The 24,093-nt window shown below is 66.5% G+C and carries 23 protein-coding genes; 13 read left to right on the top strand and 10 right to left on the bottom strand.

All coding sequences use genetic code 11. The features are described 5' to 3' along the window. The first annotated feature begins 174 nt into the window (after positions 1-174). From K32_RS03590 to K32_RS03580, 3 genes are all read left to right on the top strand, one after another. A complete protein-coding gene (locus K32_RS03590) occupies positions 175-1,443 on the top strand; it encodes an ABC transporter substrate-binding protein (RefSeq protein WP_201402710.1) in 1,269 nt (422 codons plus the stop codon). 87 nt (positions 1,444-1,530) lie between these two features. Beyond that, complete coding sequence (locus K32_RS03585; protein ID WP_244669956.1) at positions 1,531-2,424, top strand: carbohydrate ABC transporter permease; 894 nt, start codon at positions 1,531-1,533, stop codon at positions 2,422-2,424. Further along, positions 2,417-3,316, top strand: a complete 900-nt coding sequence (locus K32_RS03580) for a carbohydrate ABC transporter permease (RefSeq protein WP_244669823.1) — start codon at positions 2,417-2,419, stop codon at positions 3,314-3,316. The genes K32_RS03585 and K32_RS03580 overlap by 8 nt, the downstream gene beginning before the upstream one ends. Positions 3,317-3,362: 46 nt before the next feature. Here the strand turns inward: K32_RS03580 and K32_RS03575 are convergent, their stop codons facing one another. Continuing rightward, positions 3,363-4,874 (bottom strand): MFS transporter, encoded by a 1,512-nt coding sequence (locus K32_RS03575; protein WP_201402708.1) that lies wholly within the window; start codon positions 4,872-4,874, stop codon positions 3,363-3,365. Between the two features lie 91 nt (positions 4,875-4,965). Here K32_RS03575 and K32_RS03570 point away from each other — a divergent pair, with 91 nt between their 5' ends. Continuing rightward, positions 4,966-5,508 carry a TetR/AcrR family transcriptional regulator gene (locus K32_RS03570; protein WP_201402707.1) on the top strand — a complete coding sequence of 181 codons (543 nt, stop codon included), beginning with the start codon at positions 4,966-4,968 and terminating at the stop codon, positions 5,506-5,508. 48 nt (positions 5,509-5,556) lie between these two features. Here K32_RS03570 and K32_RS03565 read toward each other — a convergent pair whose 3' ends face one another. After that, positions 5,557-5,817: a DUF2171 domain-containing protein gene (locus tag K32_RS03565; protein WP_201402706.1), complete on the bottom strand. Its 261-nt coding sequence runs from the start codon at positions 5,815-5,817 to the stop codon at positions 5,557-5,559. A 155-nt stretch (positions 5,818-5,972) separates the two neighbouring features. Here K32_RS03565 and K32_RS03560 point away from each other — a divergent pair, with 155 nt between their 5' ends. After that, positions 5,973-6,416, top strand: coding sequence for an acetyltransferase (locus tag K32_RS03560; protein ID WP_201402705.1), 444 nt, complete (start codon positions 5,973-5,975; stop codon positions 6,414-6,416). A gap of 38 nt (positions 6,417-6,454) precedes the next feature. Here K32_RS03560 and K32_RS03555 read toward each other — a convergent pair whose 3' ends face one another. Beyond that, positions 6,455-7,276, bottom strand: coding sequence for an aldo/keto reductase (locus K32_RS03555; RefSeq protein WP_201402704.1), 822 nt, complete (start codon positions 7,274-7,276; stop codon positions 6,455-6,457). Between the two features lie 170 nt (positions 7,277-7,446). Between K32_RS03555 and K32_RS03550 the strand changes: the two genes are divergently transcribed. Further along, entirely contained in the window at positions 7,447-8,346 is a 900-nt protein-coding gene (locus tag K32_RS03550; RefSeq protein WP_201402703.1) for a LysR family transcriptional regulator, read from the top strand. 18 nt (positions 8,347-8,364) lie between these two features. On the opposite strand, the gene K32_RS03545 is transcribed toward K32_RS03550, so the two are convergent. Further along, a complete protein-coding gene (locus K32_RS03545; RefSeq protein WP_201402702.1) occupies positions 8,365-9,138 on the bottom strand; it encodes an IclR family transcriptional regulator in 774 nt (257 codons plus the stop codon). A gap of 258 nt (positions 9,139-9,396) precedes the next feature. Here K32_RS03545 and K32_RS03540 point away from each other — a divergent pair, with 258 nt between their 5' ends. The 4 genes from K32_RS03540 to K32_RS03525 all read left to right on the top strand — a co-directional run bounded on the left by K32_RS03540 (position 9,397) and on the right by K32_RS03525 (position 13,383). Continuing rightward, entirely contained in the window at positions 9,397-10,341 is a 945-nt protein-coding gene (locus K32_RS03540) for a carbohydrate ABC transporter permease (protein WP_201402701.1), read from the top strand. Positions 10,342-10,350: 9 nt separating this feature from the next. After that, on the top strand, positions 10,351-11,193 hold the full coding sequence (locus K32_RS03535) for a carbohydrate ABC transporter permease (protein WP_201402700.1): 843 nt from the start codon (positions 10,351-10,353) through the stop codon (positions 11,191-11,193). Between the two features lie 67 nt (positions 11,194-11,260). Further along, positions 11,261-12,538: an ABC transporter substrate-binding protein gene (locus K32_RS03530; protein WP_201402699.1), complete on the top strand. Its 1,278-nt coding sequence runs from the start codon at positions 11,261-11,263 to the stop codon at positions 12,536-12,538. Positions 12,539-12,630: 92 nt separating this feature from the next. Continuing rightward, positions 12,631-13,383, top strand: coding sequence for a ribonuclease activity regulator RraA (locus K32_RS03525; RefSeq protein WP_201402698.1), 753 nt, complete (start codon positions 12,631-12,633; stop codon positions 13,381-13,383). Positions 13,384-13,491: 108 nt separating this feature from the next. Here K32_RS03525 and dhaL read toward each other — a convergent pair whose 3' ends face one another. The 6 genes from dhaL to K32_RS03495 form a co-directional block, all read right to left on the bottom strand. Continuing rightward, positions 13,492-15,195, bottom strand: coding sequence for a dihydroxyacetone kinase subunit DhaL (dhaL, locus tag K32_RS03520; protein ID WP_201402697.1), 1,704 nt, complete (start codon positions 15,193-15,195; stop codon positions 13,492-13,494). 100 nt (positions 15,196-15,295) lie between these two features. After that, positions 15,296-16,282 (bottom strand): aldo/keto reductase, encoded by a 987-nt coding sequence (locus K32_RS03515; protein WP_201402696.1) that lies wholly within the window; start codon positions 16,280-16,282, stop codon positions 15,296-15,298. A gap of 230 nt (positions 16,283-16,512) precedes the next feature. Next, the gene (locus tag K32_RS03510) at positions 16,513-17,367 is read right to left on the bottom strand and encodes an ABC transporter substrate-binding protein (RefSeq protein ID WP_201402695.1); all 855 of its coding nucleotides are present in this window, start codon (positions 17,365-17,367) and stop codon (positions 16,513-16,515) included. 36 nt (positions 17,368-17,403) lie between these two features. Next, complete coding sequence (gene ehuA, locus K32_RS03505) at positions 17,404-18,192, bottom strand: ectoine/hydroxyectoine ABC transporter ATP-binding protein EhuA (protein ID WP_201402694.1); 789 nt, start codon at positions 18,190-18,192, stop codon at positions 17,404-17,406. Then, positions 18,189-18,929, bottom strand: a complete 741-nt coding sequence (locus K32_RS03500; protein WP_201402693.1) for an amino acid ABC transporter permease — start codon at positions 18,927-18,929, stop codon at positions 18,189-18,191. Before K32_RS03500 ends, ehuA begins: the two co-directional genes overlap by 4 nt. A 575-nt stretch (positions 18,930-19,504) precedes the next feature. Next, on the bottom strand, positions 19,505-20,317 hold the full coding sequence (locus tag K32_RS03495; RefSeq protein ID WP_201402692.1) for an IclR family transcriptional regulator: 813 nt from the start codon (positions 20,315-20,317) through the stop codon (positions 19,505-19,507). Between the two features lie 230 nt (positions 20,318-20,547). Between K32_RS03495 and K32_RS03490 the strand changes: the two genes are divergently transcribed. The 3 genes from K32_RS03490 to araD1 are packed head-to-tail and all read left to right on the top strand — an operon-like array spanning position 20,548 to position 24,084. Next, positions 20,548-22,278 carry an IlvD/Edd family dehydratase gene (locus K32_RS03490; RefSeq protein WP_201402691.1) on the top strand — a complete coding sequence of 577 codons (1,731 nt, stop codon included), beginning with the start codon at positions 20,548-20,550 and terminating at the stop codon, positions 22,276-22,278. Positions 22,279-22,285: 7 nt separating this feature from the next. After that, entirely contained in the window at positions 22,286-23,062 is a 777-nt protein-coding gene (locus tag K32_RS03485) for an SDR family NAD(P)-dependent oxidoreductase (protein WP_201402690.1), read from the top strand. Further along, positions 23,062-24,084, top strand: coding sequence for an AraD1 family protein (gene araD1 / locus K32_RS03480; RefSeq protein ID WP_201402689.1), 1,023 nt, complete (start codon positions 23,062-23,064; stop codon positions 24,082-24,084). The genes K32_RS03485 and araD1 overlap by 1 nt, the downstream gene beginning before the upstream one ends. Positions 24,085-24,093 lie beyond the last annotated feature (9 nt).

The following is a 24,093-nucleotide window of genomic DNA, read 5'->3' as shown; positions in this document are numbered from 1 at the left end:
GCAGTTATTCACACTGCAAGGGAGGCGTGTCAACGCCAGATTTCTGCGCTGCACCGCAGCAAATAGCGGCTTCGCTTGACAGCCACCCCATATCGGGAACAGATTTAATCCGCATTGTTTATTAAACGGGTTCCGGTGGGAGGAAACGGCCGGGCCCGTCTGGGAGGACAATCGATGAAGTTCAGAACGCTCTGCGGCGCGGCGATCGGGCTTGCGCTTTCGGCCAGCACGGCACTGGCCGATACCACGGTCAAATGGCTCCACCTGAACATAGACCCCGATGTCGGCGCCGCCTGGGGGGAGATCGTCAAGAGTTTTGAAGCGTCCCATCCGGGCGTCAAGATCGAGATGCAGTTCCTCGAGAACGAGGCGTTCAAGGCCAAGCTGCCGACGCTGCTGCAGTCGAACGACCCGCCGCACCTGTTCTACACCTGGGGCGGCGGCGTGCTGGCCGAGCAGGCCCGCACCGGCGCGATCAAGGACCTGACCGAGGCGATGGACGCGGATGGCGGCAAGCTCCGCGCCGTTTACAACCCGGCCCTCGTCAACGGCCTGACGGTCGAGGACAAGGTCTATGCCCTGCCCTACCAGACGGGCCTGGTCAGCTTCCACTACAACAAGGCGCTGTTCGAGAAGGCCGGCGTCGACGCGGCCAGCATCAAGAACTGGAACGACTTCCTGGCGGCGGTGAAGAAGCTCAAGGAAGCCGGCATCACCCCGATCGCCGGCGGCGGCGGCGAGAAGTGGCCGATCCATTTCTACTGGGGCTACCTCGCCATGCGCGAAGGCGGCAAGGCGGCGTTCGACGCAGCCAAGGCCAACGAGGGCGACGGCTTCAAGTCGGAAGCCTTCATCAAGGCCGGCCAGGACCTTGCAGCACTCGGCAAGCTCGAGCCGTTCCAGCAGGGCTATCTCGGCGCCACCTGGCCGCAGACGATCGGCGTCTTCGCCGACGGCAAGGCGGCCATGCTGCTCGGCTTCGAGAGCACGGTCTATGTCCAGGCCAACGGCGCCGCCGACGGCAAGGGCCTGCCCAAGGACCAGATCGGCACCTTCGCCTTCCCGCTCGTCGAGGGCGGCGCCGGCCAGCTGACCGACACGATGGGCGGCATCAACGGCTGGGTGCTGACCAAGAACGCGCCGCCCGAGGCGCTGGAATTCGCGGCCTTCCTGACCAATCCGGAAAGCCAGAAGCTGATGGCCAGCAAGAACCTGATCATTCCCGCCGCCATCGGCAGCAGCGAGGCGATCCAGGAGCCACTGGTCAAGAACGCCGCGCAGGGGCTCGCCGCCTCGACCTGGCACCAGAACTTCCTCGACCAGGATCTCGGCCCCGCCGTCGGGCGCGTCGTCAACGACGTCTCCGTCGAGATCGTCTCCGGCCAGATGTCGCCGGAAGACGCCGCCCAGCAGATCCAGGACGCCTGGGAACTGGAGCACTAGCCCAGGGCTGTCCATCGCCGCCGCGGCTTCCCTGCCCGCGGCGGCCGATCCTTTCCAGCCGGAGAGTTCGGGCCGATGACCCAAACGATGATTGCCGCCCGCGCCGGCGGCCACCGCAGGAACGGCGGGACGCTGCCCGTGCTCGTCCTGTTCCTGCCGCCAGCGCTGCTGATCTTCACCCTCTTCGTCATCCTGCCGATGGGCGAAGCGGCCTGGTACAGCCTCTATGACTGGAGCGGCTACGGGCTGCCGGAGAAGTTCATCGGCCTGAAGAACTTCGAGCTTCTCTACCGCAACGGCGCCTTCCGCCAGGCGCTGATCAACAACGGCCTGATCATGATCGTGTCGATCGTGATCCAGATTCCGCTGGCGCTCTGGCTGGCGACGATGGTGTCGCACCGCATTCCCGGCGCCGTGTCGTTCCGGCTGATCTTCTTCATGCCCTATGTGCTGGCGGACGTCGCGGCCGGCCTGATCTGGCGCTTCGTCTATGACGGCGACTACGGCCTGTTCGCCGCCATCGCCTCGTTCTTCAACGTCAGCTCGCCCTATGTGCTGGCCGACAAGAACCTCGCCATCTACGCCGTGCTCGGCGTCATCGTCTGGAAGTATTTCGGCTTCCACATGATGCTGTTCATCGCCGGCCTGCAATCGGTCGACAAGAGCTACTACGAGGCAGCCGAGATGGATGGCGCGACGCGCTGGCAGCGCTTCCGCAACATCACCCTGCCGCTGCTCGCGCCGACGATCCGCCTCTCCGTCTTCTTCTCGGTGATCGGCTCGCTGCAGCTCTTCGACATGATCATGCCGCTGACCGGCGGCGGGCCGTCGAACAGCACCCAGACCATGGTCACCTTCCTCTACTCCTACGGCATCACCCGCATGAAGGTCGGCTTCGGCAGCGCCGTCGGCGTCGTGCTGTTCGTCATCTGCATCACGCTGGCCTTCGGCTACAAACGGATCTTCATGCGCAATGACTGATCAGACCATCATCGCCGCGAAGCCCCTCGCCGCCCAGAAGCCGCGCCGGGACGCGTTCTCGAAGCATCGGCTGAGCTTCGTCACCTGGCTCTATCTCTATGCGAGCCTGTTCCTGGTCGCGGCGATCGTGCTTTTGCCGCTCCTCACCACGGCGCTCGGCGGCTTCAAGACGCTGGGCGACCTGCGGGTCCATCCGTTCGGCCTGCCGAGCCAATGGATCTGGTCCAACTACCTCGATATCCTGGTCAGTGCGCGCTACTGGCAGATGCTCGGCAACTCACTGATCATCGCGGTGCTGTCGGTGATCCTGACGCTGGCCGTCGCCGCCATGGCGGCCTTCACCTTCGCGCATGTGAAGTTCTTCGGCTCGGGCTTCCTGCTCAATTATTTCCTGATCGGGCTGATGTTTCCGGTCGCGACCGCGATCCTGCCGCTGTTCATCCGCATCCGCGATCTCGGTCTGCTCGACACCTATTGGGGCGTCGTGCTGCCCCAGGTCGCCTTCGGGCTCGGCATGAGCATCATGCTGTTCCGGAAATTCTTCCAGAACGTGCCGCATGAATTGTTCGACGCGGCGCTCGTCGATGGCTGCGGCTATATCCGCTATTTCTGGCACATCACGCTGCCGCTCTCGCGGCCGATCCTGGCGACCGTTGGCATCATCGCCTTCGTGAATTCCTGGAACAACTACATCATGCCGCTGATCCTCCTGAACACGGACAGCAAATATCCGTGGCCGCTCGGGATCATGGTCTACCAGGGTGAGTTCTCGACCGACTGGCAGCTGGTGCTCGCCTTCATCACGCTCACCATCCTGCCGACGATCATCGTCTTCTTCGGCGCCCAGAAGCACATCGTCGCCGGCCTGACGGCGGGCGCGGTGAAGGGCTGACCGCACGACCAAAAGGGTCCGCCGGAGATCCGGCGGCCCCTTGTCGTCAATGCTCCGCGACGGCGGCCCCGGCCTCGGTTCCCTCGTTGCGCAGCGCCACGAAGACGACGACGGCGAGCGTCGCGATCAGCGCCGCCGTCACCATCAGGACCGAGGCGTGGGCGCTGGCGAAAGCGATCCGCGCCGTCTGGGCGATCGCCTCACCCTCCGCGCCGCCGATCTTCTGCGCCACCACCATCGCCTCGCCGATCGAATGGGCAGCGACGGCCGCCTCCCCCGTGAGGCCGAGGCCGAAATTGTTGCGGTAGATCGCGCTCAGCAGCACGCCGAAGAAGGTGATGCCGAGACCGGCGCCGAGCTCATAGCCGGTAGCCTCGAGCGATCCGGCGGCCCCCGCCTTTTCGACCGGCGCGGCGCCCATGATGGCGGCCGACGACGCCAGCAGGCCGACGCCGAGCGCGAAGCCGAGCAGCGCCATCAGGCAGGCAATGGCCACGTCGTCGCCGCCGATGTTCGACTGGCTGATGCCGAACAGCGCCAGCGACGCGGCGGCGAGACCGACCGTGCCGAGCCAGCGCAGACCGAAGCGGCCGGCGAGCTTGCCGGCGATCGGCCCCGCGATCGCCGAGGCGACGACGAGCGGCATCATGAACAGGCCGGCCTGCAGCGGCGTCCGGCCATAGACATATTGCAGCTCCTGCGCCAGCAGCAGCTCGAAGCCGGCGAGCGAGCCGGACGCGACGAAGGCCATCAGCATGCCGACCGAGATGGCCGGCTTGCGGAACAGCGACAGGTCGAGCAGCGGCTCGGCGGCGACGATCTGCAGCCGGGCGAACCAGGCGATCAGGGCGAGCCCCAGCGCGAGAACGCCGAAGACAAAGACCGACGGTCCCGCCTTGAAGCCCGTCTTCACCGCATAGACCGTCGCGATCAGGCCGGCGATCAGCAGCAGCGCATGACCGATCTTCCAGCTGCCCAGCGCCGCGACCGGCCGGTTCGGGATGAGCAGGAACACGACCGGCAGCACCACCAGCATGATCGGCACGTTGATGAGGAAGACCGATCCCCACCAGAAATGCTCGAGTAGGAAGCCGCCCGTCAGCGGACCGATGGCAGCGCCTGCCGAGGCGACCGTGCTCCAGACGCCGAGCGCGAGCGCCCTTTCCTTCGGGTCTTCGAAGGTCTGACGGATGAGCGCCAGCACGCTCGGAATGATCATCGACGAGCCGACGGCGAGCAGCACACGCGAAAGGATCAGCATCATCGCCGTCGGCGAAAAGGCGGCCGAGATCGAGGCGAGGCCGAAGATCGAGAGGCCGATCAGCATCAGCCGGCGATGGCCGACCCGGTCGCCGAGCGTTCCCATCGGCACCAGCAGCCCCGCCATGATCAGCGGATAGATGTCGATGATCCAGAGGATTTCCGTGCCGCTCGCGCCGAGCGCGACGGTGAGCGACGGAACGGCGATATGCAGGATCGTCATGTCGACGACCACCGGCAGGAACGCCAGGATCACGGCGGTCAGGACCAGCCAGCGATTGCGAGGCGCGAAGGTCATTTTCATCTCCATTCCCGCGCCGTTCGGGGGATTGCCGGCGCTGGGAGGCGGAGATATATATCCGTCCAGACGGTATTAAAAGAGAAAAGCCATGGGCAGACGTCCAACCATCGATCGCGAAGCGCTGCTCGACGCCGCCGACCGGGTCATCGCCACGACCGGCGTCATCAACCTGACGATCGACGCCGTGGCCCGCGAGGCAGGCGTCAGCAAGGGCGGCGTGCTCTATTCCTTCGGCACCAAGGACGCGCTGATCGAGGCGATGCTGGAGCGGGCCGAAGCCTCCTATGAGGGGCTGGTCGGCGCGTATCTGGAAAACCATGCCGACGAGCCGTTCGCCCCCGCCTCGGCGCATATAGACGCCAACCATCGCGAGGACAGGCTGGCGAGCATCCGCGCCAGCGCCCTGCTCGCAAGCCTCGTCCGCTCGCCCGCCTATCAGATCCAGATCCAGGGCTATTACGAGGAATTGTTCGGCCGAGTCGACATCACGACGGAAACGGGGCGCCGGGCGCTGACCGCGATCCTGGCGTCGGAAGGCGCGTTCCTGCTGCGCGGCCTCGGCCTCATCGACATCGAGAACGACGCCTGGGACGCCATCTTCGCGGATATCCAGGCGATCGTGCCAGGCTGAAAGCCAAAGGGCCCACGCGATGGCGGACCCTTTTTCATCATCGGGGCATCACTCGGTGGAGACGCCGCTCTGCTCTTCCTCGAAGGTCACCGCGACGTCGGCATTGGCGGAAAGCCGCACCCGGCCGTTCTCGATATCCGCCACCAGCGCCAGTGGAATGAAATGGTGGTGGCCGGCATGCGAACCCTCGCCGCTGTCGCGCTTGGTCAGCTTGATCCGATCGCCCTCGACCCCGTCGACCGTGCCGACATGGACACCATCGGCTCCGATGACGTCCGCATGCTCCTTGATCCGTGCTGCATCGAACATTCCGCATCTCCTTGGGTTGACCCATGACAACGCGGAAGTCGGCGTCTGGATGCGGCCGCCGATCGGGTTTCGACGGCAAGCCTGCCGCCGCCCCTCTTTACCCTGCAGGCCCCTTCCCTTATTTCGTGCCTCCCTTTCGCGTTTCGGTAGCCAGCATGTATCAAATTCGCCCCTCCCGCCCCGACGACCTCGACCGGATGTACGAGATCTGGCTCGGCGCCGTGCAGGCGACGCACCACTTCCTGACCGAGGCGGACATTGCTTCGATCGGCGTCATGGTGCGCGGCGCCTATCTGCCGAACGCGGCCTTTTCGGTCGTCGTCGACGCCTCCGATCGTCCGCTCGCCTTCCTCGGCATGACGGACGCGAAGATCGATTCGCTGTTCGTCGATCCGGCCGAGCACGGCAAGGGCATCGGGCGGCTGCTCATCCAGCACGCCCGCACGACGGCGCCGGTGCTGACCGTCGACGTCAACGAGCAAAACCCGGGCGGTTGCGCCTTCTATCAGCGCCTCGGCTTCGTCGTCACCGGCCGCTCCGAGCTGGACGACGATGGACGTCCCTTCCCCCTGCTTCATCTGAAGCTGGAGCAGGGCTAAACCGGCCGGCGCCCGATCGGGACCGGCCGGCGAAGCGCTCAGTCCCAGGCGGGCGCCAGGCCCGGCGGGCTGACGCGCCGGCCATCGGCGCGGGCGAGGCCGGCGATCTCCGCCATCTCGTCTTCCGCCAGCTCGAAATCGAACACCGCGATGTTCTCGGCGACGCGCTCCGGCTTCGCCGTCTTGGAGAGCGCGACGAAACCCTGCTGCAGCAGCCAGCGCAAACCGACCTGCGCCGCGCTCTTGCCGTATCTCTGGCCGATCGCGGCAAGCAGCGGATCCTGCGGCACCGCGCCGTCCGCCATGCCAAAATAGGCCGTGACGGAGACGCCGGCGGCGCTCGCCGCCGCCGCGACGGCACGCTGGTCGAGATAGGGATGCGCCTCGATCTGGTTGGTGACGATCGGAGCGTCGCTCAGCGCGACCGCCTCGCGCATCTGCGCGATGTTCTGGTTGCTGACGCCGACATGCAGCGTCTTGCCGGCCGATTTCACCGCGTTGAGCATGGCAATCTGCTCGGCGACGGGGACGGCGTCGCCGGGCCAGTGCAGCAGAAGCAGGTCGACGCGATCGACCCGCAGCCTGTCGAGGCTCTCCTCGACCGAGGCCAGGAAGCGGTCGGGATGGTAGTTGTCGACCCACACCTTGGTGGTCAGGAAGAGATCGTCGCGACGCGCGCCGGCGGCCACCAAAGCGCGACCGAGCGCGGCTTCGTTCTGATAGATCTGCGCCGTATCGAAATGGCGAAATCCCGCTTCGAGCGCCGCCGGGACGACCCGCTCGACCTCGTCATCCGACATCCGGAACACGCCGAACCCGAGCGCCGGGATCGACGCGCCATGCGCCTTCACAGTCTGCATCATCAAACTCCTGGAGGAGAGCGGCGAGGACGCCGCCCGTGCCGTGGTGGCGGCAGCGACACGCTCGCCGCCGTTTCCGCATGGCGAGGAGATAACGGCCGCATTGGCGCTTGATAATTCGTCGGCCAGCCACACAATCTGTGAAACTAATTCACCGATCGGATCGCCCAATGGACAATCGCGCCGGCGAAATGCAGGTGTTCCTGCGCGTCGTGGAGGCCGGGAATTTCTCGGCCGCCGCCAGCCAGATGCGGATGACGCCCTCGACCGTGAGCAAGCTGATCTCGCGCATCGAGGCGCGGCTCGGCGTCCGCCTGCTGGAGCGCTCGACGCGGCGGCTATCGCTGACGGCCGAGGGCCAGCTCTATTACGAGCGCAGCCTGGCGCTGCTCGCCGAACTCGACGAAGTGGAGCGCGAGCTCTCGCAGGGGGCCGCCTGCGCCGGCGGCACGGTACGGGTCAACGCCTCGGTCGCCTTCGGCATCTACGGCGTCGAGCCGACGCTCACCGGCTTCTGGCAGGCCTATCCCAACATCCGGGTCGACCTGTCGCTCTCCGACGAGATGGTCGATCTCTATCTCGACCGCACCGATGTCGCCTTTCGCGTCGGCACCTTGCAGGATTCCAGCATGCGGGCCCGGCGGATCGGCGTCGCGCGCCGCAAGATCGTCGCCTCGCCCGCCTATCTCAAGCAGTTCGGCACGCCGCGCTCGGTCGACGATCTCGCCCGACACAATTGCCTCGGCTTCAACTTCCGCCGCGCCGTGCCGGTCTGGCCGCTGCGCGAGGGCAACCGCACAGTTGACCGCGCCGTCACCGGCTCGCTCCTCACCAACAATGGCGAAACCATGCGAAGGGCGGCGGTCGCCGGCGTCGGCCTCGCCCGCCTCGGCGATTATCACGTGCGCGCCGATCTCGCCGAGGGGCGTCTCGTCGAGGTGCTCGCCGAGACCGTCGGCGACGAGGAGGAGATCCACGCGCTCTTCCTCGGCGGCGAGCGCATGCCGCACCGTGTGCGCGCCTTCCTCGATTTCACCGTGCCCCTGCAGGCCTTCCTGCGGCAACCGTGACGGCGGAGAGCCAGTCGATCAGGTCAGGTCGCTGCCGATCGCGATCGCCGTCGTCATGGCGATGTTGCGGACCTTGTCCTCATATTCGGCATCCTGGCCGACCAGGAACGGGATGCTGATCGCGGCGACCACCTGGCCCGACAGATTGACGATCGGCGCGCCATAGGCGTTGACCGACACGGCGAATTCGCCGCCGTCGCGCGACCAGCCGCGCGCCCTGACCAGCGCGAGCTCGGCCCGAAGCGCCTCCGGATCGACGAAGGTCAGGACGGTGTAGCGCTTGAGCTCGTGCGACAGCACCGCCTCGATCTCCGCCTCCGGCTGATGCGCGAGCAGGACCTTGCTGCCGGCGCCGGCATGGATGGGCAGGTGCTGGCCGATGGCGGCATGCAGGGCATAGGGATTGTGGCCGGTGGCGGCGGCGATCACGAGCACGAAGCCGCGATCATAGACGGAGACCTTGCAGCTCTCGCCAAACGTTGCCGCGAGGCGGTCGAGATGCGGCTGCGCCTTCTCCGCGATCTCGCGGCTGACCGGCGTCGAGGTGACGCCGTCGGCGAGCGACAGCAACCGGGCGCCGAGGACATATTGGGCGCGGTCGACCTGGCGCACCATGTCGTGCGCCTCGAGCGAATTCAGGATCCGGTACACGGTCGAGCGCGTCACGCCGGTCCGCTCCGCCAGCCGCTTCAGGCTGAGGCCGGACGGGGTTTTCTCGAGCTCGGTCAGGATCGCCATCATCCGCTCGATGGCCGGATTGCGATTTTGCAGCCCCTCCTCGTCATCAGACACGTTGACACCTCCCGGCTTCTTTGCCACGGTTACAATATGAACGAGTAAAATTCAAATAATAAACTCGTCAATAGCCTGCCGGAAACGCGGCAGCAAGTCGGTTGAGGAAACGCCATGTCAATTCAGGCCACGCCAATTCACGCCACAGCTGCGTCCTGTCCGTCGAAGGGCCGCGCGACATGAGGGTCGCGACGCGCCGGACCGGCCTCGCCGCCACCGTCACCTTCGGCGACATGAACAGACCGAGGGAGGGCGTCGATGCGACCCGCCGCAGCTGAGGCGGCCCGGCTGCCCAAAGGTTTCACCGCGCCCCCCGTTCCCCGCCGCAATCCGACGCGGCGCCCGGACTGGCTGGTCGCCTACACGCTCCTTGCGCCGGCGGCTGCCGTCTTCGCCGCCTTCATCGCCTATCCGCTCGTTGACGGCGTCACGACGTCGTTCACCGACCAGATGGTCGCCAAGGCCGGCTCCTTCGTCGGGCTGGCCAATTTCACCAAGCTGCTCAGCGATCCGCACTATCTGCGCGCCGCCTTCAACTCGCTGGTGCTGACGGTGGGCGTCGTCGCCGTGAAGCTGGTGATCGGCCTCATCTGCGCGGTTCTGCTGGCGCAGAAGATGCCGGCGCGCGGGCTGGTCCGCGCCCTCGTCTTCCTGCCCTGGGCGGTGCCCGGCCTGATCGCCGGCCTGTCGTGGAAATGGATCTTCGACGAGCAGGCGGGCGTGCTCAGCTATCTGGTGCTGGCGCTCGGCCTGTCGGACCAGCCGATCTACTGGCTGTCCGATCCGAGGATCGCCATGCTTTCGATCGGCACCGCCATGGTCTGGCACGGCCTGCCCTTCTTCACCATGATGTTCCTCGCCGCGCTGACCGCCATTCCGGGCGATCTGAACGAAGCCGCCGCCATCGACGGCGCCGGCCCGCTCCGGCGCTTCTTCTCGGTCACGCTGCCGCAGATGAAGGAAGTCATCTTCGTCACGGTGATGCTGTCGACGATCTGGACGTTCAACTCGTTCCACATGGTGTTCATCCTGACCGGCGGCGGCCCGGCGATGCGCACGCATATCCTGCCGACGCTCGCCTACGAATACGGCATCACCCAGAGCCAGCTCGGGCTCGGCGCGGCCGTCCTCGTCTCGGTGATCCCCGTCTTCGTCATCCTGATCGTGCTGCTGACGCGCCGCATGCTGTCGTCGAAAGAATAGGAGCCGGACATGGTCAAAAGCACGACAGAACTTCTGGTCGGCCGCATCCTCACGGCGATCGGCATCGTCATCGCCCTGTTCTGGTCGCTGGCGCCGATCTACTGGATCGTCGTCACCTCGCTGAAGACATCCCGCGAGATCTACGCGGTTCCGCCGACCCTGCTGCCGGCGCGCCCGACGCTCGCGAACTTCAACACCGCGCTGTTCAACTCGAAATTCCCGCAATTCGTGTTGAACAGCGCCACCGTCGCGATCTCGGTGACGCTGATCTCGGCGGTGATCGGCGCGCTCGCCGCCTATCCGATCGCCCGCATGCGCTTCAAGGGCCGGGGTGCGGCGGCGCGCGCCATCGTCATGGCCTATCTGCTGCCGCCGTCGCTCTTGTTCATCCCGCTGTTCCTGGTGCTGCAGAACATGGGGCTGATCAACACCAAGACGGGCCTCGTCGTCGCCTATCTGACCTTCACCGTGCCGTTCTGCACGTGGATGCTGATCGGCTACTTCCGCACCATCCCGCGCGAGCTGGACGAGGCGGCGACGGTCGATGGCGCGACGCGGCTGCAGACGCTGCTCAAGGTGATCCTGCCGATCGCCAAGCCCGGCCTCGCCGTGGTGGCGCTCTTCGCCTTCACCCATGCCTGGAACGAGTTCCTGTACGCGCTGGTCTTCGTCCATTCGAACGACACCAAGACGCTGACCGCCGGCCTGACCGGCCTGATCATGGGCGACACCTTCATCTGGGGCCAGCTGATGGCGAGCTCCGTCATCGCGATCGTGCCGATCCTGATCATCTACATCGTCGCGCAGCGCTACATCGTCGAGGGCCTGGCCGCCGGCAGCGTCAAGGGCTAGCGCGCCCAGGAAAGCCCAAGAAGACCAAAGAACACAAAGTTCAACGACCAAAAAGGAGGAGGAAACCATGAAGAAACTCGCCATGACCCTGCTGGTCTCGGCCGCAGCCCTGCTGCCGTTCCAGGCACAGGCAGCCGACCTGACGATCTGGGGATTGCAGGCCTTCAACCAGCAGGCCGACGACCTGATCACCGAGATGGCCGTGCAGTTCGGCAAGGAGCGCGGCATCGACGTCGAATATGTCGTCGTCCCCGGCAACGCCATGACCGAGCGGCTCGCCGCGGCCTTGCAGGCCGGCGCGCCGCCCGACGTGTTCATGCAGGTCGGCCCGCAGGCGCAGTATTACGCCAAGCTCGGCGTCACCCTGCCGCTCGACGACATCCTGGAGACGATGCGGGCCGTGCCGGGAGGCATCTACGAGAGCACCGTCTCGCAGGTGATGTATGACGGCAAGGCGCACGCCCTGCCGCTCGAGGTCGACGTGGTGCCGATGTTCGCCCGCACCGATCTGCTCAAGGAAGTCGGCCTGGAAGTGCCGAAGACGCTGGACGAGCTGCGCACGGCCTCGCAGGCGATCCTCAAGGCCAATCCGGGCATCACCGCCTTCGGCATGACGCTGTCCTCGGCCAATGACGCCGAATCCTTCGCGCGGATGATCGTGCTGTCCTATGGCGGCCAGATGTTCGACGAGACCGGCAAGACGATCACCTGGAACTCGCCGGAGACGGTGGCGGCCTACCAGTACATCGCCGACATGTTCGCCGAGGGCACGATTCCCCGCTCGACGCTGACCTGGGACGACGCCGGCAACAACACCGCCTACCAGACGGGCCGCACCGCCTTCACCATCAATCCGCCCAGCATCTACCAGTGGATGGTGCAGAACGACGAGGACCTGCTCGCCAATACCGCGATGATCGCCATTCCGGCGGGCCCCGGCGAGAAGGGCCGCTCGGCCAACATGATCTCGTCCTTCTCCTGGCTGGTCAGCAAGGACACCAAGCGCCCTGACGACGCCAAGGCGTGGCTGAACCACTTCTTCGAGCCGGCACGCTACGAGCAGATCATCGCCACGGTGGGCGGCCGCTGGGTGCCGATCTACCCGGAGCAGACGAAGACCATGCCGCTGTTCAAGGACACGCCGGCCTTCGCCAATTTCGACGAAATGGCCCGCAACGGCCTGGTCGACGGCCATGCCGGCCCGCCGTCGGCGACCGCCGCCGCCATCTTCAACGCCAAGATCGTCACCCAGTCGCTGCAGCGCGTGCTGGTCGACGGCGAGAGCCCGGAGAAGGCCGTCGCCTGGGCGCAGGCTGAAATGGAACGTCTGGCCGCCGCGCAGTGAGGCAAGGCCCGGCCTGGGCTTCCCGGGCCGGGCCTCCCGCCGGCGCACAGGCTACCCGACCCGCGCCCGAGCGCGCAACCTGGAAACACGAGATGACCCACACACCCGACATCAAGAGACCGCCGCGCGCCCTGGTCGACGCCCTCGCCAAGGTCGGCAGCGCCACGGCGGCGGGCGAACTGCACCTGATGGGGATCCGCGACCCGCAGATCCGCGGTCCGCTGCCCTATACCAAGGGCCGCAGCATCGCCGGCCCGGCGCTGACGCTGCAGTTCATGCCGAAGCGCGAGGACCTCTACGGCGCCAGCGAATATGACGACCCGGAAAAGCAGCTGCACCGGCACGTGCTCTATCACGCGCAGGCCGGCGACGTCGTCGTGGTCGACGCGCGCGGCGACATGGCGAGCGGCGTGTTCGGCGAGATGATGCTGACCTATTTCGCCGGCCGCGGCGGCGCCGGCGTGATCATCGACGGCTGCATCCGCGACTCGGCCGAGGCGATGAAGCTCGATCTCGGCTACTGGATCCGCGGCACGACGCCGAACTTCCACACCCAGACCGGCATCATTCCCTTCGGCGTCAACGTGCCGATCGCCTGCGGCAACGCGCTGGTGATCCCGGGCGACATCATCATCGCCGACGATGACGGCGTCGTGGTCGTGCCGATCGCCATGGCCGAGGAGCTGCTGGAGCGTGCCAGCAAGCACACGGAATGGGAGGAGTTCTCGAAGCTCAAGCTCTCCGAGGGCGCGGACCTGCGCAAATACTACCCGCTGACGCCGGCGGCCGAAGAGGAATACCAGGCCTGGCGCCGCGAGCACGACAAGAAGCACGCGGCGACCTGATACCGCTCCGGTCCGAGACCGGAGCACGGCACGGCAAGGCGCGGGAGCAACCCTCCACTCTCCGCCTTGCCGATGCTCATCTTGGCCTTGCCGATGCTCTTCTTATCGTCAGCCCGACCGACCGAGCGAGCCGGCAATCGCCGCCAGCCAGACGACGACGGCCTCGGCGCCGGGATCCGGAACGCCGACCGCGCGCTCGCCCAGATAGCTGGAGCGGCCGCGCCGCGAGGCGATCGCAGCGGTCGCAGCACTTCCTTCCCGCGCCGCCGCGATGGCATGGCCGAGAACTTCCGCGCCGCCATAGGCGGAGGCCGCCGACAGCACCTCCGCCGCCGGCAGCAGGGCGTCGAGCATGGTGCGGTCGCCAACCCTGGCGTCGCCGAGCCGCGCGATTGCCGCCGAGCCGGCCGCGAACGCCCTGGCCCAGTCGGCGAAACCGGGCGTTGGAACGCCCTCGAGTTCGGAGGCGGCGCGCAGCAATCCAGCCGCATAGAGCGCGCCGGAGGTGCCGCCGACGGTCTTGCGCAGGCTGGCCGACAGGGCGCGGAGCACCGACGCAGCGCGCTTGTCCGGATAGGCGTCGATTTCCCTCAGGATCGCCTCGGCGCCGCGCGCCAGATTGAGCCCGAGATCGCCGTCGCCGACCTGCTGGTCGAGATCCGTCAGCCGCGCCTCGTCGGCGATCAGCGCTTCGGCCGCCGCGCGCACAGCGACGGCAAGTCGCGGGTCGCCCTCCCCGGCTTCCAGCGCACCGGGCGCAACCGCCGCCTGCGAAATCACCTTCGGCCCGGCGCCGATCGGACCGGCGCCGCGACCGGGCCAGGCCGGGGCGGATGCCGGCGCGTCGAGACGGGCGAGCAGCGCCGCGTCGACCTTCATCGCCGAGAGCGAGCAGCCGGCCATCTCCAGCGCCGTCAGGAAGGTGCCGGCCCAGAGCCGGTCGATCGTCACGCCGAAGCGCGCCGCCACGCGGGCGACGTCGGCGACGACGATCTGCATCTCCATCACCGGCGTGCCGCCGAGATTGTTGACGAGGAGCGCGACGCGGTCGCCCTGGCCGATGTTGCGGTCGGCGAAGATCCGGCCGAGCAGGATCTCGACCAGCGCCCGCGACGGCTGCATGGCCGTGCGGCTGACGCCGGCCTCGCCATGAATGCCGAGACCGAGCTCGATCTCGCCGTCGCCGAGCGTGAAGCCCGGCTTGCCGGCGGCGGGGACGGTGCAGGCGGAAAGGGCGACGCCCATGCTGCCGATCGCTGAAATGGCGCGCTCGGCCTCGGTCTTCACGTCGGCAAGCGACAGCCCCTCGGCCGCCGCCGCGCCGGTAATCTTGTGCACCAGCACGGTGCCGGCGATGCCGCGCCGGCCGGCCGTCTCGGCATTTTCGGCCAGCGCCATGTCATCGGCGACGACCACCATGTCGACGGCGAAGCCCTCGCTGCGGGCGATCTCGGCGGCGAGGCCGAAATTCAGGCGGTCGCCGGTATAGTTCTTGACGATGAGCAGCGCGCCGGCCGGGCCGGTCGCGGCGCGGATCGCCGCCAGCACGGCGTCCGTCGAGGGCGAGGTGAAGACATCGCCGCAGACGGCGGCGGTCAGCAGTCCCTCGCCGATATAGCCGGCATGCGCCGGTTCATGACCGGAACCGCCGCCCGAGATCAGCGCGACGCGGCCGCTCGCCTTGAACGCCTCGATATCGGCGCGCAGCACGACCCGCTCGCCCTCGAGCAGCGCGAGGCCGGGATTGGCGATCGCCAGGCCGGCAATCATGTCGTCGACGACATCGGCCGTCGCGTTGATCAGCTTCTTCATCGCATTCCTCCCGACGGCCCCTGTCGAGCCGCATGCTGCCGACATCGTTCGCGGGCCGCCGCGCAATCGGTGCGCGGCGGCCCGGAGGCGGGAGAAGCGCCTACCAGCGCTGGTGGACGTGCGGCTTGATCAGCCGGTCATAGATCTCGGAGATCCGGGCCAGCGTCTCGGGAGCGATGGCCGCGCCGTCGCTCGCGGCGGCGTTGGACTGGGCCTGCGCCTCGTTGCGGGCGCCGGGGATGACGACCGAGACGGCCGGCTGCTGCAGGATCCAGCGGAGCGCGAAGGTCGACATCGCGACGCCTTCCGGCACCAGCGGACGCAGCTCGTCGACCGCTTCCAGCGCCACGTCGAACGGCACGCCGGCGAAGGTCTCGCCGACATCGAACTGCTCGCCATGGCGGTTGAAGTTGCGGTGGTCGTCGGCGCGGAAGGCGGTGTCGCGGGTGATCTTGCCGGAGAGCAGGCCCGAGGCGAGCGGCACGCGGACGATGATGCCGACATTCTTCTTCGCGGCTTCCGTGAAGAACAGCTCCTGCGGCCGCTGGCGGAAGATGTTGTAGATGACCTGGACGGTGGCGACGTTCGGATACTGGATCGCCTTCAGCCCTTCCTCGACCTTCTCGACCGAGACGCCGTAGTGGCGGATCTTGCCCTTGGCGACGAGGCCATCGAGCTCGCCGAAGAAATCCGGCTCGTAATAGACCTCGGTCGGCGGGCAGTGCAGCTGCACCAGGTCGAGAGTATCGGTCTGCAGGTTCTTGAGGCTGCGATCGATGAAGGCCTCGATGTTGGCGCCGGTATAGCCCTCGGCGACATGCGGGCTCAGACGCCGCCCCGCCTTGGTGGCGACGAACGGGCGGAGGCCGCCGCGCTCCTTCAGCACCTCGGCAATGATCTTCTCCGAGCGGCCGTCACCGTAGACGTCGGCGGTGTCGATGAAGGACACGCCGGCGTCGAGCGCCGCGTTCAGCGCCTTCTTGCCGTCGGCCTCGCTGACGTCGCCCCAGGCGCCGCCGATCTGCCAGGCGCCAAAACCGATCTCCGAAATCGTGGCGCCGGTGCGCCCGAGCTGACGGTTCTTCATGTGATCATCTTTCTTCGTGTCCGCGCGGCGATCCGATGGATCGCCTGTCCCTTCGCGCCGCGAAGCCTCAAGGCTTCCAGGGGGCCGCCGCCGGAGAAGGGGCGGCCGGTCGGCGCCCGCCTACCCTCGCGCGACTTGCGGCAGGAAGCAAATGCAATGCAGGCCGGCGTGAGCCGGCCTGCGATATCGCTGTGCGGAACCCCGCCGCGAGGCGGGGCCGTCGAAAGGCGTCAGTTCTTGACCGGGAAGAACCAGAGATTGCGGTCGGTGTAGCCGAACTCCTTGAGGATCTCCGACATGGTGCCATCGGCGCGGATTTCGGCGAGCGCGCGCGAGATGGCGCTGTTCAGGTCGACGTCGTCCTTGCGGAGCGCGTAGCGGGCATAGCCGTATTCTTCCGGCAGCGGCTTGTAGTCGGCGACCAGTTCCATGGCGGCGTCGGGATGCTTCTTCAGGAACTGGCCGACCTTGATGTCGTCCTCCATGCCGACATCAAGGCGGCCGGCGATGATGTCGGAGAACTCGGCCTCGTTGCTGGTGTAGAGCTTGAGTTCCTTCAGGTCGGTCCGCTTCTCGAGCAGGCCGTGATTGACCGAGCCGCGCAGCGTGCCGACGGTCTTGCCGGCGAAGTCGTCCCAGCTGTGGATGTTGTGCGGGTTGCCCTTCGCCACCGTCACGCCCGAGCCGTACCAGTAGGACGGGCCGGTGAAGGCCAGCACCTTCAGGCGCTTCTCGTTCTCGTGCAGATTGTCGACGATGACGTCGCCGCGGTTGGAAAGCAGCGTCGGCACCATGGCGTCGAACGGGATGAGCGACCAGGTCACCTTGTCGATGCCGAGGCGCTTGGTCACTTCGCGGAAGATGCGGACGTCGGTGCCGTCATATTCCTTCGTCTTCTCGTCCAGATAGGTGTTCGGCGGATCGGCGGCGATCAGCAGCGTGATGCCGTTGTCGATGGCGCGCTGATAGGAGCCGTCGCCGCCATGATAGGTGGCATTGCCGACGCCGATGTCGCCGGCCATGGCGACGGAACCCGTCATCATGGTCGCAACCGCGGTCGCGAGAACCAAGCTCTTGAAATTCACGGATGTATCCCCTCGTTGTTATTGCTTGAAGCGCGTTTATCGACCGGCCGCGGCGCCCATTTCCCTGTTGCGCTCCAGGACCGATCGCAGAAAGTCCCTTGTCCGCTCCTGCTGCGGGGCGGCGAAGAGTTCGTGCGGCTTGCCGCTTTCGACGATCCGACCGTCGGCCATGAAGACGACACGGTCCGAGACGTCGCGGGCGAAGCCCATCTCATGCGTGACGACGACCATGGTCATGCCTTCGTCGGCAAGCGCGCGCATGACGCGCAGCACCTCGCCGACCAGCTCCGGATCGAGCGCCGAGGTGACCTCGTCGAAGAGGATCGCCTTCGGCCGCATCGCCAGCGCCCTGGCGATCGCCACGCGCTGCTGCTGGCCGCCGGAAAGTTCGTGCGGATAGGCCTGCGCCTTCTGCGCCAGGCCGACCTTTTCGAGCAGCGCCAGCGCGATGTCGGTCGCCTCGCCACGGGAACGGCCGAGCACGTGGATCGGCGCGACCGTGATGTTCTCGGTGACGGTCAGGTGCGGGAACAGGTTGAACGACTGGAACACCATGCCGACCTTGGCGCGGATCGCCTCGATCTGCTTCTCGCTGTCGATGATGAGCTTGCCGTCCTTCTCGTAGCGATAGACCGGCTGGCCATCGATCGAGATCGTGCCGCTGCTGATCTCCTCCATGTTGTTGATGCAGCGCAGCATGGTCGACTTGCCGGAGCCGGACGGGCCGATGACGCAGACCACTTCCGCCCGGTCGACGCTCAGCGAGACGTCCTTCAGGACGTGGTGCGAGCCGTAGCTCTTGTTGATGCTTTCGAGGCGGATCATGACTTGGCGGTCCCTTCGGCGGCTTCGGCCTGGGCGACGTCGGAAACCACGACGGGCGGGCGGCGCGCGCCGATCGCCATGCGCTTCTCCAGGTAGCGGACGAACAGCGCCGCCGGATAGGAGAAGAACAGGTAGATCGCGCCGATGATGGTGAAGACGGTAAAATACTGGAAATTCGTCGACGAGATGATCTGTCCGGTGAAGATCAGCTCACGCACGGTGACGATGGATACCAGCGACGTATCCTTGAACAGCGAGATGCAATAGTTGCCGAGCGGCGGCACGACCACACGGATCGCCTGCGGCAGGATGATCAGGCGCAGCATCTTGCGGCGCGACATGCCGAGCGCCTTGGCGGCCTCGACCTGGCCATGCGGGATGGCGACGATGCCGGCGCGATACACCTCGGCCAGATAGGCGGAGTAGTTGACCGACAGGCCGATGACGCCGGCCATGAACGGGTCGAAGCGGATGCCGAAGGCCGGCAGCACGAAGTAGATGTAGAACAGCTGCAAGAGGCACGGCGTTCCGCGGATCACCTCGATGTAGAACGAGGCGGCGACCCGAAGAATTCGGGAGCGGCCGAGCTTTGCCAGCGCCAGCAAGAGGCCGAGCGGTAACGCGATCAACATCACGCAGAACGTCAGCTGCAAGCTGATCGCGGCGCCGCGCATCAAATCGGGGAAATAGTCGCCGATGCCGTCGAAATTGAACAGGTTGATGAATGTCGTCAGCACGGGACGCCTTCCGTATCCGTAGCAGAAGCACAGGGTCGTTCTTGGACCAGACCGGATCGTTCGGCGGCTCCGCCGGAGCGCCGTCAGGTCCAATCCATTTGTTTTGTAGTGCAGAACAATGTTCTGTAATTTGATGCTAGGTTTGCCGCAGGCGAATGTCAACGCACCTTTTTCCGGCGCGGAAGGTAAACGCTGCCGCCAGATTTTCCGGCACACGCAGGACGGGAATACATGCCTTCGTTCTGAACAAAAGGCATGAAAACGCGGCAACGGAAATGAATCGAAACAAGTCGGCAAGAAACGCGCCGAGCGTCGAAAACCCGGCCCGTCGGCGTCAATTTCACTGTGGAAATAAGTGTTTCACGCCGGACCCGCCCCTTCGCGGCCCGCCCGGCCCCCGGACGATCGAGGGCGACGGCGTCTGTGCACAAAGTTGCGTCACCGCCCGCCGCGTTCCGGCAAACCTCGAAATCAGGACGAAAGAGCGAAGATGCGGTCCGCGGCGAACGCAACAGACGATCCGCCGCCGCTCCGCCTTCGGAAAATCGTGCGCCGCGATCGCCCTCGTTCCGGCGCTAGCCCTGCGGCCGCAGCAGCCAGGCCTCGGCGGCGCTCGGGCCGCCCAGCGCCCGCGAAATCAGGTCGGCGTGCTGGACCAGCGGCCCGGCGATCGAGCCGACCGCCTCGAGCGGCAGAAGCTGCTTCAGCGTCGTCACGCTGATGGCGCCGACCGTCTGGCCGTCCCGCCCGAACACGGCGGCGGCGACGCAGATGATACCCTCATGGTCTTCCTCGTCGTCGATCGCATAGTGGCGAACGGCGATCTGGTCGAGATCCGCGTTCAGCGCCTCGATCGTGCTCAGCGTCTTCGGCGTCCTCGGCGGATGGCCGACCCGCTCGACGAGTTCCAGCGCGTTGGCGCGCGGCATTGCCGCCAGCAGGACCTTGCCGACACCGGAGCAGTGCGGACGCTCGCGCCGGCCGAGCGCCGCGTTGAAGCGGATGGCGCCCGGGGCGTCGACGCGGCCGATCACCACGGCGAAACCGTCATCCATCATGGCGACGCGCGAGGTCATGCCGATCATCTGGGTCAGGTCGCGCAGGATCGGCAGCGCGATGTCGGCCAGGCCCGTATTGGACACGGCGAGATCGCCGAGACGCAGCAGCGACAGGCCGAGCCGATAGCGCCGCGTCATGCCCTCGCCGATATCGGTGACGATGCCGCGCGCCCTGAGCGTGACGAGAATCGCATAGGCCGCCGGCTTCGACAGGCCGATATCGCGGGCGAGATCGGTCAGCCGTGCGCCGGCCTGGCCGCTTTCGGCGATCTTGTCGAGCAAATCGAGGGCACGGCCGAGGCTCTGCACCCGGTAGCGTTCGTCGGTCATCGGCAGTCGATCCTTCCGGAGGTGTCCGCCATCGATACGCGGTCACTTCTTTGGCGACAAGAAACATCATTCTTCAATGCGAAACTTCTAGCAGCCGAATTTTATCCGGCCAAGCGCAATCCCGCATGTTCCATCCGTGCAGACGGTCTGTTGACTTGGACGGGGAAAGAGACGACCATCATGTAATACAGAATAGTGTTTTTCAATAAGAAACATACCCAGAGGCGTCCATGGCCGACGAGCCACGCAAATATCGCTCCACCTCCTGGTTCGGCGGAGCGGGCAAGAATGCCTTCATGCACCGGAGCTGGATGAAGAACGAAGGACATCCGCCAGATGTCTTCGACGGCCGGCCGGTGATCGGCATCTGCAACACCTGGTCGGAACTGACCCCCTGCAACGCGCATCTCCGGACGATCGCCGAGCATGTGAAGCGCGGCGTCTACGAGGCCGGCGGCTTCCCGCTCGAATTCCCGGTGATGTCGCTCGGCGAGAGCAACATGCGCCCGACGGCCATGCTGTTCCGCAACCTCGCCTCGATGGACGTCGAGGAATCGATTCGCTCCAACCCGATCGACGGCGTCATCCTGCTGGTCGGCTGCGACAAGACCACGCCGGCACTGCTGATGGGGGCGGCGAGCTGCGATTTGCCGACCATCGCCGTCTCAGGCGGCCCGATGCTGAACGGCAATTTCCGCGGCAAGGCGATCGGTTCGGGCACGCATGTCTGGAAGTTCTATGAGGACGTGAAGGCCGGCCGCATGTCGGTCGACGACTTCCTCGCCGCCGAGCAGGGCCAGAGCCGCTCCGCCGGCAGCTGCATGACCATGGGCACCGCCTCGACGATGGCGTCGATGGTCGAAGCGCTCGGGATCGGCATGCCCGACAACGCCGCGATCCCCGCCGTCGATTCCCGCCGCGCCATCCTGGCGCAGGAATCCGGCCGTCGCATCGTGCAGCTGGTGCGCGACGACGTGAAGATGTCGAAGATCCTCGTGCGCGAGGCGTTCGAGAACGCCATCCGCGTCAACGGCGCGATCGGCGGCTCGACCAATGCCGTCATTCACCTGATCGCGGTCGCCCGCCGCCTCGGCGTCGACCTGTCGCTCGACGACTGGGACAAGTTCGGCCGCGATGTGCCGACCATCGTCGACCTGATGCCGTCCGGCCGCTACCTGATGGAAGACTTCTATTATGCGGGCGGCCTGCGCGCCGTCATGCGCGTGCTCGACGAGCACGGCCTGCTGCATGGCAGCGCGCCGAGCGTCGCCGGCCCGACCATCGGCGAGATCGTCGCCGACGCGCCTAATTATAATGGCGAGGTCATCCGCTCCTTCGAGGAGCCGCTGACGCCGCAGGGCGGCATCGCCGTGCTGCGCGGCAATCTCGCTCCCGGCGGCGCCGTCATCAAGCCGTCGGCGGCCACCGAGGCGCTGATGCAGCATCGCGGCCGCGCCGTCGTCTTCGAGACCATCGAGCACTATTACAAGCGCATCGACGATCCCGATCTCGATATCGATGCCAGCTGCATCATGGTGCTGAAGAACTGCGGCCCGAAGGGCTATCCCGGCATGGCCGAGGTCGGCAACATGCCGCTTCCCGCCAAGCTGCTGCAGCAGGGCGTCACCGACATGGTGCGGATTTCCGACGCGCGCATGAGCGGCACCGCCTATGGCACCGTCGTGCTGCACACGGCGCCGGAAGCCGCCGCCGGCGGCCCGCTCGCGCTGGTGCGCGACGGCGACATGATCGAGCTGGACGTCGCCGGAAGGCGCCTGCATCTCGACGTCTCCGACGCCGAGCTCGAAGCGCGGCGCGCCGAATGGAGCCCGCCGACGCATGAAGGCGTCAACGGCTACCAGAAACTCTTCGTCGAACACGTCCTGCAGGCCGACGAGGGCTGCGACTTCGACTTCCTTCTTGGCAAACGAGAAGCGGGCATCCCCCGCCATTCCCATTGAGGCGCTGATGGAACACGACTTCCCCTTCGCGATCTACCCGAGCCTGGACGGCCGCGTCGTCTTCATCACCGGCGGCGGCAGCGGCATCGGCGAAAGCCTGGTCCGCCATTTCTGCGCGCAGGGCTCGATCGTCACCTTCGTCGACATGGCGGAGGAAGCCTCGCGCGCCGTGGTCGAGAGCATCCGCGCCGAGGGACACCGGGCGCCGGACTTCATCCCCTGCGACCTGCGCGACATCGAGGCGCTGCAGGCCGCCATCCGCGCGACCGAGCAGAAGCACGGCGCCATCCGCGTCCTGCTCAACAATGCCGGCAATGACGATCGCCACCGCACCGAGGACGTCACCGTCGCCTATTGGGACGACCGCGTCGCGGTCAACCAGCGCCACCAGTTCTTCGCGGCGCAGGCCGTGCGGCCGATGATGCGGGACGCCGGCGGCGGCTCGATCATCAATTTCGGCTCGATCACCTGGATGGTGGGCGACGCCGATTGCCCGGCCTATGTGACTTCGAAGGCTGCCATCACCGGCCTGACCCGCGCGCTGGCGCGCGAGTTCGGCCCGGAACGCATCCGCGTCAACTGCATGATCCCGGGCTGGGTCATGACGGAACGCCAGGTGCGCCTCTGGCTGACGCCGGAGGGCGAACGCCAGATCGCCGATCGCCAGTGCCTGCAGGACCGCGTGCAGCCGTCCGACATCGCGCGCATGGCGCTTTTTCTCGCTGCCGACGATAGCCGGATGTGCACGTCGCAGCATTTCATCGTTGACGGGGGTTGGGTCTGATGCACGGCGTAGAACAAGGCCGCACGAGGCTGGTTCAGTTCAAGACCGAGGCGGGCGAGCGCAAGGTCGCCGTCGTTGGCGCCGATGGCGAGACGCTGCTGCCGCTCGCGGGCTTCGCCACCACGCACGAGCTGGTGCAGCGCAGCCTGGAGACGGGCACCGGGCTGGAGGCGCTGGTCGCCAACAGCCCGCGCGAGGCGGCGATCGATTATGACACGGTGCTGAAGGCCGGCCGCGTGCTGCCGCCGCTCGACCATCCGGAGCCGGCGCGCTTCCTGATCACCGGCACGGGCCTGACCCATACCGGCAGCGCCACGGCGCGCAACCGCATGCATATGGACACGCACGGGCCGGACGCCGACGAATCCGACTCGATGAAGATCTTCCGCATGGGCCTCGCGGGCGGCAAGCCGGCCGAGGGCGAGATCGGCATCCAGCCGGAATGGTTCTTCAAGGGCGTCGGTACCTGCGTCGTGCCGACCGGCGCGCCGCTGGAACTGCCGGGCTTCGCGCTCGCCGGCGCCGAGGAAGCCGAGATCGTCGGCCTCTATGTCGTCGACGCCAACGGCCAGCCGCGCCGCATCGGCTTCACGCTCGGCAACGACTTCTCGGACCATGTCACCGAGGGCAAGAACTACCTCTACCTCGCCCATTCCAAGCTGCGCGAATGCTCGCTCGGGCCGGAGCTGCTGCTCGGCGAGTTGCCGCAGGAAGTCTCGGGCAATGTCCGCGTCATCCGCGACGGCAAGGTGGTCTGGGACGAGGCGTTCCTGTCGGGCGAAAGCCACATGTCGCACTCGATCGCCAATCTCGAGCACTATCACTTCCGCTATCCGATGTTCTGCCGGCCGGGCGACCTGCACGCCTATTTCTTCGGCGCGGACGCGATGAGCTACGCCTCCAACTTCAAGACGGAGGTGAACGACGAGTTCGAGATCGTCTCGCCGACCTTCGGCAAGCCGCTGCGCAACCGCATGACGGCGGGCCCGGAGGAAAAGCGGATCTCCGTGACGCCGCTCTGACGTCGGCGG

This window comes from Kaistia sp. 32K, assembly GCF_016629525.1.
GTDB lineage: Bacteria > Pseudomonadota > Alphaproteobacteria > Rhizobiales > Kaistiaceae > Kaistia.
The sequence above is the reverse complement of the archived record's forward strand: the minus strand, read 5'-3'. Positions and strand labels throughout refer to the sequence as shown.